Origin of the sequence: Brevundimonas vancanneytii, assembly GCF_901421975.1 — a bacterium.
Classification (GTDB): domain Bacteria; phylum Pseudomonadota; class Alphaproteobacteria; order Caulobacterales; family Caulobacteraceae; genus Brevundimonas; species Brevundimonas diminuta.
The window spans coordinates 2110486-2127870 of sequence record NZ_LR588407.1 but is presented as its reverse complement, the minus strand read 5'-3'; the positions used below and the strand labels follow the sequence as shown (position 1 = coordinate 2127870).

Below are 17385 nucleotides of genomic sequence, written 5' to 3'. Positions count from 1 at the left end.
AGAGGCAGGATTCAGCCAGTCTTTACGGTTCAGGCCGGTTGCAGGCGGCGCATGAGGAAGTCCAGCACCAGGGCATTGAAGCGTTCAGGCTGCTCAGCCCAGCCGAAATGGCCGACATCGGGCATACAGACGTATTCGCCGCCGATCTTGCCCGCCAGCTTCTCCATGACGGCAGGAGGTGCGGCGTTCAGGTCGTGTTCTCCTGCGATGCACAGCACGGGCCGGGTCGCCATCTTGGGCAGGATGTCGCGTCCATCGAACTGGGTGATGGCCTGGATGGCGGCGCGGAAAGTCTCCTCGCGCATCTGGGAGACGACATCGATCATCAGTTCGACGATGGGGCCGCCGGCGCCCGGAGCCATCATGTCGCGCAGCATTTTGGGCGCATATTCGGGAATGGTCTGGCCGGCGTCGAGCGGAGCGACGCGGTCACGCACGAAAGCTTGTTGCCATTCGCCTTCGCTGCGTCCGAAGGCGGCGCTGGTGGCCGAGAGGATCAGGCCGTCGATCCGGTCGGTGCGCAGGTCGAAGGCGCGTTGGGCGATCATCCCGCCCATGCTGTGGCCCAAAAGGACATTGCGATCTCCACCTTGGGCGTCGATGAGGCGGGCGCAGGCCTCCGCCGCCGTCTGTACGCTGAAGTCGGCAGGCAGGGGGCTGACGCCGTAGCCGGGCGCATCCCAGGCCACGACGCGATAACCGGCGTCGGACAGGGCTTTGATCTGGTTGCGCCAATATTCCTTAGCGCCAAAGGCGCCGTGCAGCATGAAGACGGTGACGTCGCCGTCTCCGGTGACGCTGTGGTCAGGCAGGCGGGTGTTCATCTCGATGGTGTCCTTCATCTGTTCAGAGCGGCGCGTTCGACGATCAGGGCGCCGCCGATGCCGACGGCGCCCGAAATTGCGATCAGGCCGGTGTTGAGGTCGCGTCGTTCCAGTTCGTCGACGATCGTGCTCAGCAGGTTGACGCCGGTGGCGCCCATAGCGTGCCCCATGGCGATGCCGCCGCCGTTGACGTTCATTCGGTCAGCGGGGATCGAGAGGTCGCGTGCAAACTTCATGACCGTGGCGGCGAAGCCCTCATTGATTTCCCACAGGTCGATATCGGCCGAGGTCATGCCCGCTCGGGCCAGAGCGGTCTTGGCGGCTGCGATACCGCCGGTCAGGCCCATGACGGCGGGGCCTCGGTCAGCGCCATGCGAGATGATGCGCGCCCGCACGCCGCGGCCCAGACGGCGCGCTCCGTCTTCGCTGGCCAGGATCGCAAGAGAGGCGCCGTCGACCATGGCTGGAGCGGCGCCCGCGCTGTGCACGGGAGTGACGGGGCCGATACCGGGCACGTCCTGGCGCATCCGCTCGATAAAACGGCCGGACCGTTCGGGGTCGTTGAGGGGGGCTAGCCTGGCCATGTCTTCGGCCGAGGCGCCTGGACGGATGCACTCATCGGCGTCCAGCGCCACAGCGCCGTCGGCGCCGACGATGGGAATGAGGGAATGGGCGAACCGGCCCTCGCGGGTGGCCGCCGCGGCCTTGTGATGCGAGGCGATCGCATAGGCTTCGATGTCTTCGCGCGAGAAGCCCTCAAGAGCGGCGATGACGTCGGCGATGATCGGGTTGGGGATGAAGGGAATGCGCGCAGAAACCTCGCGATCGGCGGTCAGGGGCCCATTGTCTGACGCCATGGGCACGCGCGACATGCATTCGACGCCGCCCGCCACATAGGTGTCGCCAAAGCCGGCCTGGATCTTGGCCGTGATGATCCCGCAGGCGGTCAAACCCGAACTGCACAGGCTGTTGATCGTGGTCGCCGATCCCGCCTGCTCCCATCCGGCGTAGAGCGCCGCCGTCTGGGCGATGTTGCCGCCCTGGTCTCCGGTCTGGGTGACGCAGCCCAGGACGATCTCCTGAACCACGTCGGGCGAAAGACCGGTGCGCGCAATCAAGGCGTCGAACAACTGTTTGAGGATGTCGACAGGCCGAAGGGCGTTCAGACCGCCGCCTTCGCGGCCCTTGCCGCGCGGCGCCCGCACCGCATCGATCAGATAGGTGTTCACGATCCCATCTCCGTTGCTTCCAGCCGGGCGCGTCGTGCGCGGCCTTGGCGGATGTCTTCGCCGCGTGCCCAGTAGGCGTGCGATCCGCCGGGGACACGCTGCGGCAGCAGCACGCGCGCGACCGGCCCCTTGTCGATGGCGCGGGCGTCCCAGATGTAGACCTCGGCGCTGTCGGCGTCGGCGACGTAGGCGACCAGATAGCCGTCGTCCTCCTCGACCCCGCCGGTGCGGGCCGCGAACACGGGCTGGCCCATGTATTTGCCGTCCGGCAACTCATAGCGGGCGACCTCGGCCATTAGTTCGTAGTCGAACTTCTGGATGCCTTGGGCCAGGAAAAAGGGGATGTCGGCGACGCGGGTGTTGTAGGAGTAGCGGGTCTTCAGACCCATGAAGCGGTTGTTGATGCCCGGCATTTCGAAGCATTCATCATCCACCTGCCGTTCGGTGCAGGCGCCGGTCTTCAGGTTGAAGCGGAACTCGGTCAGCCGGGGTTGGGTGTAGACGAACGACAGGAAATAGTTCGGCGTCTTGACCCGGGGGGTGCCAGCCGGAACGGTCGGAACCGGCTCATGCTGCAGATAGCCATAAGCGACGATCTCGTCGCCATCCTCCCAGGCATTAACCGTATGCAGCATGTAGCCGGGCGAGCCCTCGAACCAGCGGATCTGATCGCCGGAACCGTGCCGGGGAATGACGCCGTAGCGGCTGGGCAGGTCGCGGTTGAACGTCAGCTTCTTCTTGCGCTGCTTCAGCAGTTCGGGATCCCAATAGACCGGGTAGTCGTGCAGCACCGTGTAGTTTTCGGTCAGCCAGCAGTCGTGCGGCAGGCGCGGGCCTGGCAGCTCGATCTCGGTGGAATGGAGCAGGACGCCGTCGGCGCCGACCACGCCGTATTCCATGAAGGGGGCGGTGTTGAAGCTGTAGTTGAAGAAGATCAGCTCGCCCGTGCGTTCATCGACCTTGGAGTGGGCTGACACGCCCTTGGTCCATTCGCCGCCGAAGGTGTCAGGACCGATGGTGGCCAGGGTTTCAGGGTCCAGACGATAGGGCTGGCCGCACCGCGAGAACATGGTCTTGAACTCGCCGTTGTGCAGGACGACGTCGGTGCCCGAATTGTTCTTCAGACCCTCCTCAGCCTCAAAACCATCGCGCAGGCCGGGGAAGAGGCCGCGACCCGCCTCCAGTTCGCTGAGCAGGCCGGCGGTTAGCACCATGCGGTTGCGATAGACCGCCTTGCCATCCTTGAAGGCGGTGCTGTGCACCATCGAGTCACCGTCGAACCAGTGATACCGACCGCTCTGGGGTTGCAGGATGGGGTTGTGGCCGTTGCGGATGTAGGTGCCGTCCAGATCGAGCGGAATTTCACCTATGACTGCCATGTCGGTAGCCGTGATCTCGTGCTCCACCGGACGGAAGATCCCCGCCAGATAGTCGTTTCCCTCTTCTTCCGCTGTGATGCGGTAGGTATTCTCAATGACGGACGTGGTCACGATTTCTGCTCGTCTGGCTGATTTGCGGTTCATCCGCTTCAATAACAATAGTTCAACGTGACGGGGCGGGTGTCAAGCGGCGGTCACCAGCAGGATCAACCAGTCGCAGACGACTGCGGGACGTTCCTGGTTTTCGACCTCCACCACGCAGTTGCGCCGAACCAGGAGTCCGGCCTGGCGGCGCTCTACGGAAGCCAGGGTCTCGATCAGGCGGATGCGTGCGCCGCATGGCACGGGGGAGGTGAAGCGTAGTTGATCGAAACCGTAGTTGAAACCGTGCGATATCCCCTGGTATCGGGCGATTTCTCGAGTCATGGCCGACATCAGGGATAAGACCAGAAAGGCGTGGGCGATTGTGCCGCCGCGTTCTCGATCGGCGCGGGCCGTATCGACATGAATCCATTGATCGTCACCGTTAATTGCGGCGAAGTCATCGATCAAAGCCTGCGGAATTTCATGCCAAGCCGACCGCCCCAATTCAGTTCCGGCCAGGGCGGGCAGCTGATCTGGGAAAAGCAATCTGGGGGGCGTGTTGGGCAACCGCTTCATTAGAGATAATTTCCAGCTTCTAGATAATCCGAACGCCGCCCAGAGGTGCGAAGTTCGCTTAAATCTATTATTTTTCAGATAGTTAATTTGTAATTTTGGTTGTCGTAAGCTTCAACTTTCTAGCCTGCTTTACAAGGAAAACAAAATGTGCCTAGTCTGACTTCGATAAAAGAAGTTGGCGGACTGCGTGGCGTCCATGCGCGGGATCGACCGATCGGAATTGACGGCGACATGATCGCCGCGAGGGAGAGAAAATGCGTAGACGAGACACTCTGGCTTCGGCCTCTGTCCTGGTGCTTGCCTTGTCTTCCGTCGGGCTAAGTCCTGCGATGGCCCAGGAAGTGGCCTCAGAGCCGGTCGGTCCTGCGGTGACCAACGTTTCCGATATCATCGTCACGGCGCAGCGCCGGTCACAACGGCTGCAGGACGTGCCCCTGTCTGTATCGGCGCTTGGCGCGGAGCAACTGGAGGCGAGCCGCATCCAATCCGTTGAAGATTTTCAGGGCCGGGTGCCGACGCTGGTCTACAGCGAGCACAACGCTTCTGATCCGCAGATCCGAATTCGCGGGATTGGGTCGGATTTCGACGGTGCTTCGTTGGAGCGTTCGGTGGCCATTTTCGTCGATGACGTCTATCTGGGCCGCGCTTCAGGCGGCACAGCCGACCTGTTCGATCTGGATCGTGTCGAGGTCCTGCGCGGACCGCAGGGCACCCTCTATGGCAAGAACACCGTCGGCGGCGCCCTGAACTTCATTAGCGCTCGTCCGACACAGTCGCCGCTGGCCCGCCTGTCGGCGACAATCGGCAATTACAACACCCTGGAAGCCCGCGCCGTGGTGTCCGGGCCGCTGACAGACGCGGTGGCCGGACGCTTCTCTGTCGCGACGCGCAATCACGACGGTTACAACGTCAATCTGAACACGGGAAACGATGTGGATGATCTGTCCAGCGTGGCCTTGCGGGGGGCTCTGGACATCGATGTGTCTGATACGGTCAACCTGGTGCTGAGCGCCGACAGCTATCGTCGTCGCGGAGCCGGAGCGAACCGGCACGCCATCAACATCGGCAACCTGGCCTTTGCGGCTGCGGCCGGGCCGGACGCGCGTCACAACTATCTCGTCGATGACGGCCGTCAGGACACTGACACCTCCGGCATGTCCGCCCGCCTGGAGTGGGACAGCCCTGTCGGCGCCGTGACCTCCATCACCGCCTACCGCACCAATGACGCGGATATCGCTCTGGATCTCGGCGGCAACCGCTTCTCGCGTGTTCCGGGCGCGATCACGGCCCCGTTCGGCAACTCCAACGCCATCAAGGAATCGGCGGATCAGTATTCTCAGGAGTTCCGCTTGGGAAACACCATCGGCGCCTTCAGCTATGTCGCCGGCTTGTTCTTCTTCCATGAAGAGGTTGATCGCCGTGAAGAGACGGTCATTTTCGCCGCCGCCAGCCCGATTGACCAAGTCAACATCCAGGATGCTGAGTCCAGTGCTACCAGCTACGCTGTCTTCGCGGACGGCACCTATCGGTTCAACGATCAGTGGGAGTTTGGCGTCGGTCTGCGCTGGAGCAAGGACGACAAGTCCTACAAGGCTCTGATCAGCGGCAACCGCTTCCCAGGGCTGCCCTGGGCAGTGGATGAGGACAAGAGCTGGGACGCCGTCACCCCGCGTGTAACGCTGAGCTATCATGCGACGCCGGACCGTATGATCTACGGCACGGTCTCGCGTGGTTTTAAGAGCGGCGGCTGGGACGGGCAGCCGACCAGTCTGGCGGCTTCGAGCGTGGCCACAGACCCTGAATACGTCACCAACTATGAGATCGGCGCCAAGACCGCCTGGCTGGATCGCCGCCTGATCCTCAATGCTTCGGCGTTCTATATGGACTACACTGATCTGCAGATATTCACCCTGACGGCTTTGCCGGGTCAGTTGGTGCCGGTCGGCGCTTTGGTGAATGCCGGCAGCGCGGTCAATGCGGGCATCGAACTGGAGGCCAATCTCGCGCTCACCGATCAGACGAATGTGTCGCTGGCCTACGGTTTCCTGGACACGGAGATCACTGACGATGTCATGGTCGGAACGTTGAATGTGAACGGAAACCGCTTCTCGCGTTCGCCGGAACACACACTCAGCCTGAACGTCGACCATACTCAGTCCTTGTCGGCCGATTTCGATCTGGGGCTGCATGGTTCTTATCGCTACACCAGCGACTATTTCTACAATACGGAGAACACGGCGCCGGGACTGGTCAAGGCCACCAACATCTTCGACGCCAGCGCCGAACTGATCGCTTTGAACGCTGATTGGAAAGTCTCTCTGTGGGGCAAGAACCTTACGGATGAGGAGTATCCGACGCACATCATCGTTTCAGCCAACACCGGTTTTGCGCGGTTTGCTCCGCCGCGAACCTTCGGCGCGACCCTGACCTGGACCTATTGACGCGCATGCGGTCCGCTGGCCCTGAGCGATGGAGTTTGTAGAGTGATTGCACACGACGCTGACCTGGTCGCCGAATACCGGGTTAAGGGATGGTGGGGCGATGTGACCCTGGATGATCGGGTCCGCATCGCCGCTGCTGCCCATCCGCAGCGGTTGGCGTTGGTGGATCCGCCCAATCGGTCTGAGTTCACAGGCGGCGAACCCCGGCGTCTCGACTGGGCGGGCTTGGACGCCGCCATCGATGCAGCGGCCGGGCGGATGGCCTTGCTGGGCGTGCGCCGTGACGACGTGGTGATCTACCAACTGCCCAACACCATGGACCCGGTGATCATCCTGCTGGCCTGCGCGCGTCTGGGGGCCATCTGCAGCCCGGTCCTGCCTCAGTTCGACGAGAATGAGCTGCGTCCCATCGTGGCCCTGCTGAAACCTCGGGTGTTCATCACCGTGTCGCGGTTCAAGCGCCGCGATCTGTCCGTAGCGGCGCGCGTGGTGTGCGAAGAGACGGGGTGTCCGGTCGTGGTTCTGGATCAACCCGAGGCGGCCGACTGGTTCGAAGCCGACGCCGCGGCTGCCGGAGCGCTGGCGACCGTTCATCGTGAAGACGGGCGGGCTGTGGCCGACGACGTCTTCACCGTCTGCTGGACCTCTGGCACCGAAGGGGAACCCAAGGGGGCGATGCGCACCCACAACAACTGGGCCTGGACCGGCCAGATCATGATCGATTCCGCCCAGTTGCGGCCCGACGACGTGATCCTGAACACCCGGCCCCTGGTCAATATGGCGGCGATCGGCGGCAGCGTCATGCCGTGGCTGATGGGCGGCGGCACCCTGGTCATGCATTCGCCGCTCGATATCGGTCTAGCGCTGGAGCAGATTCGTGATGAGCGGGTGCAGGCGACCTTCATGCCGCCGGCCTTCTTTCTCTCCCTGCTCAAGGATCCCGCTGTGGCGGCGGATGCCGACATCAGCAGCCTGAGGGTGATGGGCACGGGTTCGGCGGTCATCCCCAGCTGGGCTATCGAGCGGATGGAGGCTGACTACGGCGTCGAAATCGTCAACTTCTTCGGCGCCAATGAGGGTACCAGCCTATTGAGTTCGGCGCGCGAGATGCCAGACGCTTCGCACCGAGGCAGCTATTTTCCGCGTCTGGGCAGTCACCAGTTCACCTGGGCCAGCATCCCGCAATCGACGCAGATTCAGGCGCGGCTGATTGATCTGGAAACCGGCGAGGCGGTTGACGTGCCGGGGCGGTCCGGTGAACTGCGGATGCGCAGCCCGTCGATCTTCGCCGGCTATTTCGGACGCCCAGACCAGACCAAAGCCGCCTTCGATGGGGAAGGCTATCTACGTACAGGCGACCTGTTCGAGATTGCGGGCGAGGACGAACTGAACCGTTATTACCGCTATGTGGGACGCTGCAAGGACATCATCGTGCGCGGCGGCCTTAAGATCGCGCCTGCGGAGCTGGACGAACTTCTCAGCCGTCATCCGCAACTCAAGGAGGTGGCGACCTTCGCCTGTCGTGACGCGCGGCTGGGCGAGAAGGTCGGCGTGGCCGTCACGCCGCGAGAGGGCGAGACGGTGACGCTGGAGGATTTGATCCAGTTTCTGAAAGACAAGAAGGTGGCGGTGTTCAAGCTGCCCCAGCGCCTGCTGGTGCTCGACGCCCTGCCGCGCAACGCCATGCATAAGGTGCTGCGCCGTGAATTGTCGCGCATGGCCGATGAAGGGGAAGTCGCATGAGCCATATCATCAGCAACCTGCGCCTGCCTGTGATCGCCGCGCCCATGTTCCTGGTGTCAGGCCCCGAACTAGTCATCGCCGCCTGCAAGGCGGGCGTGGTCGGGTCGTTCCCGGTCGCCAACTGCCGGACTTCTGAAGATCTCGATCGCTGGCTGACGCAGATCACCGAGGCGCTGACGCCGCAGGACGGGGCCTGGGCCGTCAATCTGGTGGTGCATCGGTTGAACCGGCGTCTGGCCGACGATCTGGCGCTGATCGTGCGCTACAAGCCGCCGCTGGTGATCACCGCCCTGGGCAGTCCCGCTGAAGTGATTGAGGCCGTTCACGCCTATGGCGGCAAGGTCTTCGCTGACGTCAGCACGGTGGAACACGCCCGCAAGGCGGCGGCGTCCGGCGTGGACGGCCTGGTGCTGATCGCTGCCGGGGCAGGGGGGCATACCGGCTCCATCACGGGCTTCGCCTTCGTGCCGGCCGTGCGCGAGTTCTGGTCCGGACCGCTGGTTCTGGGCGGCGGGCTGAGCACGGGCGCGGCCATCGACGCGGCGCTGACGCTGGGGGCGGACTACGCCTATGTCGGCACCCCTTTCATCGCCACCGAGGAAAGCCTGGCCAAGGACGCTTACAAGGCCATGCTGGTCGAGGCCGATATCCGCGATCTGATCGTCACCGACGCCTTCACCGGCATTCCCCAACTGCATGTTGAGGCCCAGCATTGTGGCGGCGGGGATTGATCCTGACGCCATCCCGGCCAGCGAACGGTCACGCATCGACTTCGACGACCCGCATAAGGGCGCCAAGGCGTGGCGCGACATCTGGTCTGCGGGGCAGGGGGTCGGCGCGATCCGCACCGTTCGCCCGGCTCGACAGGTGGTGAACGACCTCATCGACAGTCTGAACGCCCATCGCATGCGCCGCGCGGCGGCATAGTCTGAATCAATCTGACGGACGTGGCCCAGGCCCGTGATCCAGACCCGGAGACGAGAATGCAGATCACCGACAATGGACTGATCGCGCCGCCTTCCGGTCGTCACGGAGGCTATGTGCTGGTCCTGCTGATGCTGGGCTATGTGCTGTCGTTCTTCGACCGCCAGATCCTGGTCATGATGATCGAGCCGATCGGTCGTGACCTGCATCTGACCGACACCCATTTCGGCCTGCTGTACGGCTTCGCCTTCGCCCTGTTCTACACCGTCGTCGGACTGTTCTTCGGACGGCTGGTCGACAGCATGCACCGACCCAGACTGCTGGCCGGCGCCATCATCCTGTGGAGCCTGGCCACGGCGGCCTGCGGTCTGGCGACCAACTTCACCGAACTGTTCATCGCCCGCATGATGGTGGGCGTGGGTGAAGCCGCCCTGGCGCCCGTGGCCTATTCCCTGATCGCCGACCTGTTCCAGCCGCAGCGCCGGGCCAGAGCCTTCTCAATCTACGCCATGGGCATCTATCTGGGCACGGGCGTCGCCTTCATCCTGGGCGGCAAGCTGGTCGGCTGGCTGGACGCCCTGCCGCCGATGAGCTTGCCGTGGAACGGCGAACCGCTGGCCGGTTGGCACCTGGCCTTCCTGATCGCCGGCGTGCCCGGAATGTTCCTGGCCCTGGCGTTGATGTTCGTGCGCGAAGCCCGACCGGCGCGAACCGCAGCGACGTCTGTGCGCGGCGCCACCTTCGGCGCCTTTGTCGAACACGCCCGACGCCATTGGATTGCGCTGACCTGCCACCATTTCGGCTTCGCCATGCACACGGGATACGGCTACGCCCATCGCCATCTGGACCCCGGCCTTCTTCCTGCGCCACCACGGTTGGTCGATCGGGCAGGTGGGACTGGTCCTCGGCGTCATCCTGCTGACCGCGGGGGCCGCTGGGGGCCATTGCGGGCGGCACCCTGACCGACAGCTGGCTGAAGCGGGGAGTGAAGGACGCCTATCTGCGCGTCGGCGCCCTGGTCTGCGTGGCGCAACTGGGCGCCGGTCGCCCTGATGGTGCTGTCACCGTCGCCGATCGTTGGCGTCATCGGCGCCGCCTTGGCTATTGTCACCATGGCGGCGACGGCCGGACCGGCAGGGCCGCGCTGCAGCAACTCACACCTGGGACCCTGCGTGGACAGGCGGGGGCCTTCTATACGCTGGTCGCCAATCTATTGGGGCTCAGCCTGGTGCCTCTGCTGGTCGGGCTGGCGACTGACCGCGTGTTCGCCGATCCGGGCATGGTCGGTCTGTCGCTGCTGACGGTCGGCGCCGTCGTCCTGCTTCTCGGCGCGGGCTTGCTGTGGCTTGGCAAGGATCGGTTCATTCTGCGTGCTGACGGCGACGCGGATTCCTCTGAACGGCCGCCTGAACGGAATGAGCCGCATGTCTTCGACCCGTCTTTCCGCCACTCGCCGCCGCTGGCTGGCCGCGCTAGTGCGCTTCTGGGTGCAGGGGGATTGATCCGGTGCTGTCATCTGTGGACGGCCCCTGCACTGCAAGGGTGAATCTGGTTTGAAGTGACGATCTGGGTGTTGCGGTCATCTGTCCGGCCTGTTTGTGCGGCGTCGATGGCCGCTGGCCCTGATGGAGTCCGCTGGACCAGGTCCCAATCAGGCTATCGAGCTCAAGGCTCCGACAGTACCTCGGGTTTTCCCAGCCTGCGGCCACTACCTGATCATCATCATCCCATATGCACCCTTCCAGTTCGGAGCTACAAACCAATGGTCCGCAGCAATCTCGGTTAAACCTTAGCGATAGGTCTGTAGGTCTCGCCTCGCGCCATTACCGCCCACGCAATCCGGGCGGTCTTATTGGCCATGGCTACGGTCACGACGCGGGATGGCCGACGCTCCAGTAACGCCTGGACCCAGCCAGCTGATGGCGTCACACCGGTTCGAGCACGCCGGATCACCGACGTAGCCCCGACCACGAGGAGCTTGCGCAGATAGCCATCTCCCTTCTTGGAGATTTGGCCCCAACCGCTCCTTGCCACCAGATGAGTTTTGTCGAGGAACCAGTCCCAGGAAGGCAGCGAACTCACGACCGGATTTGAACAGTTTTGGATCGCTGATGCTGGCCGCCAGAGCGGTTGAAGTGATAATCCCGACTCCAGGAATGGTGGCCAGACGCTGGCTTGTCTCGTTCTCGCGATGCCAAGCCAGCAGTCGCCGCTCAAGCGTGCGTATTTGTACGGCCAGGGCATCAAGCTGGGCACCGAGCATCTGCATTGTCAGCACCGCCGCTTGCGGAAGCGTCGAAGGATGTGTCTCTCGCACCAACTGCAGGAGATCAGTGATCCGTCGCGCGCCCTGCGGGACGACGAGGCCGAACTCTGCGCAATGGCTACGGATGGCCCGGATCAGCGTGGTCTTCTGTCGAACCAGCAACTCCCTGGTCCGATGCAAGGTCAGGATCGCTTGACGCTCAGCGCTCTTGACCGGCACGAACCTCATCGTCGGACGCGTCACAGCCTCGCAGATTGCTTCAGCGTCAGCCGCATCATTTTTCTGGCGGCGGAGGTAGGCCTTTACATAACTCGGCGGCATCAACCGAACTTCGTGGCCCAAGGCAGAGAGTTCACGGGCCCAATAATGGGCGGTGGCGCACGCTTCCATGCGATCAGGCACGGGGGTAAATCTCTAAAGAACCTCATGAGTTCAGCACGCCGCAGCTTCCGGCGAACAGTAACCCGTCCTTCGCTGCTAACGCCGTGAACCTGAAATACGCTCTTGGCGAGTCGAGGCCGATCGTGGTAGTCATCATGGTGGACGGTTCCTGTTCTGTGGCCACATCAACAACGACCACACTATGGCGCACTCGACGCCGGACACAGGGGCCGTCCACCCCATCAGTCTAACGCTAAACATTCTCCGCTTAGACGGCGCAAGCCGTTGGTGGAGTAAACGTTTATGAAACCGCTATCCTTTAAACGTCATCGGTTTCCGGCGGAGGTGATCCGTCATGCCGTGTGGTTGTACTTTCGCTTTAGCCTCAGCTTCCGTGATGTCGAGGAGTTGATGGCGCAACGCGGAATCGACGTGAGCTACGAAACGATCCGGTGCTGGACGATCAAGTCGGGCCTTTGATTGGACGGCGGCTGAAGAAGCGACGTGGGTCACCCACAGGCCGCTGGCATCTCGATGAGATGGTTTGCAAGATCGGTGGCAGACGTATGTATCTGTGGCGCGCTGTTGATGATGAAGGCGAGGTTCTAGACGTCATCGTCCAGCGTCGGCGGGACACAGAAGCGGCTTTGAAGCTGATTAGACGTCTTATACGTAACCAACCTGTCGAGCCGGAAACCATCACAACGGATGGGCTGGCATCCTACGGTGCGGTCCTCGATCAGTTGGAACTACGGCATCTTCATCGTCCCGGTCGACTGCGTGATAATAACCGCGTTGAGAATTCTCACCTGCCGATCCGGCGACGAGAGCGGCAGCAGCAGAGGTTCAAATCCCAAGCCTCAGCCCAGAGATTTCTCACCACCCACGCCGCGATCTACAACACCTTCAACTTCCAGCGCCATTTGATCAGCAGACCCACACTTCGTTGCTTTCGCGCTGAAGCGAATGCCGCGTGGGAGGCGGCCGTGGTCTGAAAATGAGCAGGGTAGGGATCTTTCGACTTCGCTTAGTTATCCTGACAGCACCGTGGCAATGGTGTGAAGGCCAGATCCCCGTTTTCGTTTCCATTACTTACTGATGTCAATCCTGCCCCCTCCCTCGCGCATTCGATCGTCAGAACGCGTTCATGAAAGGTTTAATGTCAGCTGGCCGACATTGGAAGGCCGCGCCTGACGTGACTGACGTGACCCCCGTTTCTCATCCAGCCATATCGAGAGTCCTTTGGTGATCTGAGCTGGGGTTGGTGGGGTTGGCAAGAGGCCGGTCAGCGCAGCCCCCAACCAGCGCAGCGGACCGGCCGATCTGTCCGGTGAGCGCTTCTGCATAAGCCTGCGGCGTCAGCCATCCGAGCTTCGAGTGCGGACGCCGCTCGTTGTAATCGCGTCGCCAGGCTTCCAGCACTGCGCGGGCGTGCGGCAGGGATCGGAACAGCGTCTCGTTCAGCAGCTCGTCGCGCAGGCGTCCGTTGAAGCTCTCGTTGAAGCCGTTCTGCTGGGGCTTGCCGGGGGGCGATGTAATGCCAGCCGACGCCGGTGTCGTCGGCCCAGGCCAGGACCGCGTTCGAGGTGTATTCCGTCCCGTTGTCGCTGACGATGGTGTCGGGCCGGCCCCGCTGCCGGATGACGGCGTCCAACTCCCGCACGACCCGCGCGCCCGACAGCGAGGTGTCGGCCACCAGCGCCAGGCATTCACGCGTGCAGTTGTCGATCACCGTCAGGATGCGGAAGCGCCGCCCGTCCGTCATCTGGTCGGCCACGAAGTCCAGCGACCAGCGCTGGTTCGCCACCAGTGGCAGCTCCAGCGGCCTTCGGGTGCCGATGGCGCGCTTCCGACCGCCGCGTCGACGGACCGTCAGTCGCTCCTCGCGATAGATCCGCTGGACCCGCTTCCTGTTGACCGCATGGCCCTCGCGCCGCAGCAGCACGTGCAGGCGGCGATAGCCGAACCGGCGACGCTCCTGGGCCAGAGCCTTCAGCCGGTCGCGCAGGGCGCCGTCGTCCGGGCGCGTCGCCTGATAGCGCACACTCGTCCGATCGACGCCCAGCACACGGCACGCCCGCCGTTCGCTCATCTCGTAGGCGGCCTTCAGATGGCTAGCCGCCTCGCGATAGCCGGCGGGCGTCACCACTTTTTTCCCAGCAAATCCTTCAGCGCGACGTTGTCCAGCATCGCGTCCGCCAGCATCCGCTTCAGCTTGGTGTTCTCGTCCTCCAGCGCCTTCAGCCGCCGGGCCTCCGACACGTCCATGCCTCCGAACTTGGCCTTCCACTTGTAGAAGGTCGCCGAGCTGACACCGTGTCGCCGGCACACCTCTGCCGTCGCCACACCGGCCTCCTGCTCCCGCAAGATCCCGATGATTTGCTCTTCCGTGAACCTTGATCGCTTCATTCTGTCCGTCCTTCGTTGGGCGGACTCTAGCTATTCCTGGAGGAGTTTCAGGGGGTCACGTCACTGCCCGTGCTGCTGCACAACTTCGGCAATGCGGTGATGATGCTGGTTTGAAGGCTGTGCAGCTGGGGGACGGAGGCCGTTTCGGGTCGGAACGAGCACGCGGGGTGGAAGCTTTCAGCAGCCGCGCGCCGGTCGAGAGCCACGGCCTGGCGGATTCAACGGTAGGAGTCTTTCACCGCCCGCGCTTTTGACGTATTTATAGGTTGTCTCCAGCGGAGACCTGCGTTGCCTGAGGCGACGCCACCCCGAACCGCTGTCCGACGGCCCGGTCTGCTTAAATGCCGCCGTCATCAAGACCCATGCTCAGCATTCGCCGGGCATGGCTTTCTTGAACAGCCGGGTCATCCACGCAGCGGGCCCCGGCGCATGACGGGAACGCCTTATGGCCCACCTGCAAATCACATATCGCCCCATTGGCGACCTGCGACCGCGCGCTGGTAATCCACGAACCCACAGTCAAAAGCAGATCGACCAGATCGCCCGCTCCATCCAGCGGTTTGGCTTCGCCAGCCCGGTGCTCATCGACAAGGATAATGGCGTCGTCGCCGGCCATGGCCGGATTACTGCGGCCAGACAGTTGGGCCTGACTGAGGTCCCGACGGTCTGCCTGGCCGACATGAGCGAGGCCGACGTGCGCGCCTACGTCATTGCGGATAATCGGCTGGCGGAGAACGCCGGCTGGGATCGCAACCTTCTTGGGGTCGAGTTCCAATATCTGGCCGATCTGGATGTGGATTTCGATCTGTGCCTGACCGGTTTCGAATTGCCCGAGATCGACGCCATTCTTAGCGATATCGGAACGGAAGGCGCCAAGGGCTTCCCCGATGACGCAGTGCCCGCATCCGCTGCGGGCCCCGCTGTCACGCGCCCGGGCGATGTCTGGCAGATCGGGCGTCATCGCCTGATCTGCGGGGATGCGTTGCAGGCTGAGACCTACGCTCAACTCCTCGGCGAGGAGAAGGCGGGGATGGTGTTCGCCGATCCGCCGTACAATGTCCCCATCGCAGGCCATGTTTCCGGGTTGGGAAGGGCCCAGCATCGAGAGTTCGCTATGGCGTCGGGAGAGATGGCCAGCGAAGAATTCGCTAACTTCCTCTTTCGGGTCTTCACCCAGGTGACCAAGGCGTCGGCGGAGGGCTCCATCCATTTCCACTGCATGGACTGGCGCCATTTGCCCGAGATTTTGCAGGCGGGAACCGCCGCCTACAGCGAATTGAAAAACCTTTGCGTCTGGACCAAGACCAACGGGGGCATGGGCTCGCTCTATCGATCGGCGCATGAACTGGTGCTCGTCTTCAAATATGGCCGAGCGCCGCATGTGAACAACGTGGAGCTCGGGCGGCACGGCCGGTATAGGACCAATGTTTGGGCTTATGCCGGAGCCAACAGTTTCGGCGCCGGTCGGGACGAGGATCTGGCGGATCACCCCACCGTGAAGCCTGTCGCCATGATCATGGACGCCATCCGCGACTGCTCGCGCCGTGGTGACATCGTGCTGGATCCCTTTGCGGGCTCTGGCAGCACCCTTCTGGCGGCGCACCGGACCGGCCGACGCGGGTGCGGCGTCGAGATCGATCCGCTCTACTGCGACGTCATCATCCGCCGCCTCAGTGAAAGGGCCAAGCTTCAGGCGACGCTTGAGGGGGACGGCAGGGTGTTCGCTGACGTCGCCGAGGTGAGGGCGAGCCAGCAAGTCGAGGAGGGCGCAGCATGACCGACCATCCTGAGGGCCCCAATAATCCGGCCAAAGACACGCGGTTCAAGCCTGGCAGGTCGGGGAATCCGAAGGGGCGTCCGCGCAAGGTCCCGCAAGCGCAAATCCCGAGCCAGCAAGGCCGTGACGTGCGTGCGATCGCCCGGATCAAAATCCCAGTGAAAACGCCTGGCGGGGTCAAGAAAATGACCCTGGATCAGGCCATTTACTACCGCATCTTCATCGACGCGGCGAACGGCAAGATCTCTCAGCAGAGGCAGGCGATCAAGCTGATCCAGGACGCCTTCGGGGACAACATCATCCAAGATAGTCGCCTGAGGTTGATTGATCAGCATGCTCCCGACTATCAGGACGTTGGCTCCAAGGACCCGTTGATCCGGGCGTTCATGATCAGTCTGGCCGAACGCTCAAAGAGATAGCTGGGTTTATGGAGCGACTGCTCTCAGTCTAGCAGATCGCTAATCTTGACGTTCAAGGCGCGGGCCAGGCGGTCGATTACATCGATCGTCGGGTTCCGCGCTCCTCTTTCGAGATCACTCACGTAGGTTCGATGGATGCCTGCCTCGTGGGCAAAGGCTTCCTGGCTGAGATCCTTGGCGCGGCGGTGCTTTTGCAGGTTGGCGGCAAGGCGTTGGCGGACGTTTTCCATCCCCACTTGGACATGGCGATGTCGTCGATAGGTCTACAGACGATCAGAGACAATCGGCTTGACTTGTTTGTGGTTGAGACCATGACGATGTCACTTGTCGTCTACGGGAGGTCCGCTGAATGGATGCCGCCCCTAAAGCCGCTGTCGATGCCGATGGCGTTACGCCGGGTGCGTCGGCCGGCCGGCGCTTCACGAGCAAACAAATGGGCGATGCCTGCGAAATGCTGGTCGCGGCCGAGCTGACGCTCGCCGGCATTCCCGCGTTAAAAGTTCCCGACAACTGGCCCCATTACGATGTCATCGCCCAGCCCCTGGGCGCGCCTGCGCAGCGGATTTCGGTGAAGTCGCGGACCTTTAAGAGGGGCGCGGCCTACGTCGATTACAAGGCCGGCGACATGTTCGATTGGCTGGCGATCGTTATTTTATCGGGTGAGGGCGGCGCGCTGCGCCAAGTCTACATGGTGCCCAAGGCCACTGCCGATCACCATGCCCGGCGCGACAAGCCCACCAGCCGAACGGCCAATGACCGATACTTCCGCATCGACGAGGTCGAGCGCCTGTTCTCGGCCTTCAGCAGCAACTTCACCTTGGGCGAGATCGGCTCCCACAAGAAGAAGGGGCTGGGCCAGGAAACCATTGGACAAGCGCCCGGCGGAGAGCGGTAGTGAACCGCCCGGCCACCCCGGGCTCAGGTCAGTAGGGC

14 protein-coding genes and 3 pseudogenes are annotated in these 17385 nt (G+C 62.9%); 10 read left to right on the top strand and 7 right to left on the bottom strand.

All coding sequences use genetic code 11. The features are described from left to right. Positions 1–29 precede the first annotated feature (29 nt). The 4 genes from FGL25_RS10620 to FGL25_RS10605 form a co-directional block, all read right to left on the bottom strand. Positions 30–842 carry an alpha/beta fold hydrolase gene (locus tag FGL25_RS10620; protein ID WP_138141655.1) on the bottom strand — a complete coding sequence of 271 codons (813 nt, stop codon included), beginning with the start codon at positions 840–842 and terminating at the stop codon, positions 30–32. Continuing rightward, positions 839–2053, bottom strand: a complete 1215-nt coding sequence (locus tag FGL25_RS10615; RefSeq protein WP_167493330.1) for an acetyl-CoA C-acyltransferase — start codon at positions 2051–2053, stop codon at positions 839–841. The genes FGL25_RS10620 and FGL25_RS10615 overlap by 4 nt, the downstream gene beginning before the upstream one ends. Beyond that, a complete protein-coding gene (locus tag FGL25_RS10610; RefSeq protein WP_167493329.1) occupies positions 2050–3543 on the bottom strand; it encodes a carotenoid oxygenase family protein in 1494 nt (497 codons plus the stop codon). The genes FGL25_RS10615 and FGL25_RS10610 overlap by 4 nt, the downstream gene beginning before the upstream one ends. Before the next feature lie 72 nt (positions 3544–3615). After that, positions 3616–4092: a MaoC family dehydratase gene (locus tag FGL25_RS10605; RefSeq protein WP_138141652.1), complete on the bottom strand. Its 477-nt coding sequence runs from the start codon at positions 4090–4092 to the stop codon at positions 3616–3618. Between the two features lie 329 nt (positions 4093–4421). Between FGL25_RS10605 and FGL25_RS10600 the strand changes: the two genes are divergently transcribed. The 6 genes from FGL25_RS10600 to FGL25_RS10580 are packed head-to-tail and all read left to right on the top strand — an operon-like array spanning position 4422 to position 10746. Then, positions 4422–6533 (top strand): TonB-dependent receptor, encoded by a 2112-nt coding sequence (locus FGL25_RS10600; RefSeq protein WP_167493328.1) that lies wholly within the window; start codon positions 4422–4424, stop codon positions 6531–6533. 42 nt (positions 6534–6575) lie between these two features. Then, a complete protein-coding gene (locus FGL25_RS10595; protein WP_138141650.1) occupies positions 6576–8276 on the top strand; it encodes a class I adenylate-forming enzyme family protein in 1701 nt (566 codons plus the stop codon). Next, positions 8273–9007, top strand: coding sequence for an NAD(P)H-dependent flavin oxidoreductase (locus tag FGL25_RS10590; protein WP_252970129.1), 735 nt, complete (start codon positions 8273–8275; stop codon positions 9005–9007). Before FGL25_RS10595 ends, FGL25_RS10590 begins: the two co-directional genes overlap by 4 nt. Continuing rightward, positions 8991–9203 carry a hypothetical protein gene (locus FGL25_RS17555; protein WP_252970128.1) on the top strand — a complete coding sequence of 71 codons (213 nt, stop codon included), beginning with the start codon at positions 8991–8993 and terminating at the stop codon, positions 9201–9203. The genes FGL25_RS10590 and FGL25_RS17555 overlap by 17 nt, the downstream gene beginning before the upstream one ends. 56 nt (positions 9204–9259) lie before the next feature. Then, on the top strand, positions 9260–10162 hold the full coding sequence (locus FGL25_RS10585) for an MFS transporter (protein ID WP_138141649.1): 903 nt from the start codon (positions 9260–9262) through the stop codon (positions 10160–10162). Positions 10163–10185: 23 nt separating this feature from the next. Beyond that, complete coding sequence (locus FGL25_RS10580) at positions 10186–10746, top strand: hypothetical protein (protein ID WP_138141648.1); 561 nt, start codon at positions 10186–10188, stop codon at positions 10744–10746. 236 nt (positions 10747–10982) lie between these two features. Here FGL25_RS10580 and FGL25_RS10575 read toward each other — a convergent pair. Further along, positions 10983–12004 (bottom strand): annotated as a pseudogene (locus tag FGL25_RS10575) (IS110 family transposase). Between the two features lie 146 nt (positions 12005–12150). Here FGL25_RS10575 and FGL25_RS10570 point away from each other — a divergent pair. Next, positions 12151–12842: pseudogene (locus FGL25_RS10570) on the top strand (IS6 family transposase). A gap of 223 nt (positions 12843–13065) precedes the next feature. On the opposite strand, the pseudogene FGL25_RS10565 reads toward FGL25_RS10570, so the two are convergent. After that, positions 13066–14256 (bottom strand): annotated as a pseudogene (locus FGL25_RS10565) (IS3 family transposase). A gap of 445 nt (positions 14257–14701) precedes the next feature. On the opposite strand from FGL25_RS10565, the gene FGL25_RS10560 reads away from it, so the two are divergent. Both FGL25_RS10560 and FGL25_RS10555 read left to right on the top strand, forming a co-directional pair. Further along, the gene (locus tag FGL25_RS10560) at positions 14702–16033 is read left to right on the top strand and encodes a site-specific DNA-methyltransferase (protein ID WP_138141647.1); all 1332 of its coding nucleotides are present in this window, start codon (positions 14702–14704) and stop codon (positions 16031–16033) included. Continuing rightward, entirely contained in the window at positions 16030–16452 is a 423-nt protein-coding gene (locus FGL25_RS10555) for a DUF5681 domain-containing protein (RefSeq protein ID WP_138141646.1), read from the top strand. Before FGL25_RS10560 ends, FGL25_RS10555 begins: the two co-directional genes overlap by 4 nt. Before the next feature lie 23 nt (positions 16453–16475). Here the strand turns inward: FGL25_RS10555 and FGL25_RS10550 are convergent, their stop codons facing one another. Continuing rightward, positions 16476–16682, bottom strand: coding sequence for a helix-turn-helix domain-containing protein (locus tag FGL25_RS10550; RefSeq protein ID WP_114817804.1), 207 nt, complete (start codon positions 16680–16682; stop codon positions 16476–16478). A gap of 119 nt (positions 16683–16801) precedes the next feature. Here FGL25_RS10550 and FGL25_RS10545 point away from each other — a divergent pair, with 119 nt between their 5' ends. Then, positions 16802–17347, top strand: a complete 546-nt coding sequence (locus FGL25_RS10545; RefSeq protein WP_138141645.1) for a hypothetical protein — start codon at positions 16802–16804, stop codon at positions 17345–17347. Positions 17348–17385: the final 38 nt, after the last annotated feature.

Coding starts and splice junctions, on each gene's coding strand:
- FGL25_RS10620 (WP_138141655.1), bottom strand. CDS start 842: ATGAAGGACACCATCGAGATGAACACCCGCCTGCCTGACCACAGCGTC.
- FGL25_RS10605 (WP_138141652.1), bottom strand. CDS start 4,092: ATGAAGCGGTTGCCCAACACGCCCCCCAGATTGCTTTTCCCAGATCAG.
- FGL25_RS10600 (WP_167493328.1), top strand. CDS start 4,422: ATGGCCCAGGAAGTGGCCTCAGAGCCGGTCGGTCCTGCGGTGACCAAC.
- FGL25_RS10590 (WP_252970129.1), top strand. CDS start 8,273: ATGAGCCATATCATCAGCAACCTGCGCCTGCCTGTGATCGCCGCGCCC.
- FGL25_RS10585 (WP_138141649.1), top strand. CDS start 9,260: ATGCAGATCACCGACAATGGACTGATCGCGCCGCCTTCCGGTCGTCAC.
- FGL25_RS10560 (WP_138141647.1), top strand. CDS start 14,702: ATGGCCCACCTGCAAATCACATATCGCCCCATTGGCGACCTGCGACCG.
- FGL25_RS10555 (WP_138141646.1), top strand. CDS start 16,030: ATGACCGACCATCCTGAGGGCCCCAATAATCCGGCCAAAGACACGCGG.
- FGL25_RS10550 (WP_114817804.1), bottom strand. CDS start 16,682: ATGGAAAACGTCCGCCAACGCCTTGCCGCCAACCTGCAAAAGCACCGC.
- FGL25_RS10545 (WP_138141645.1), top strand. CDS start 16,802: ATGGATGCCGCCCCTAAAGCCGCTGTCGATGCCGATGGCGTTACGCCG.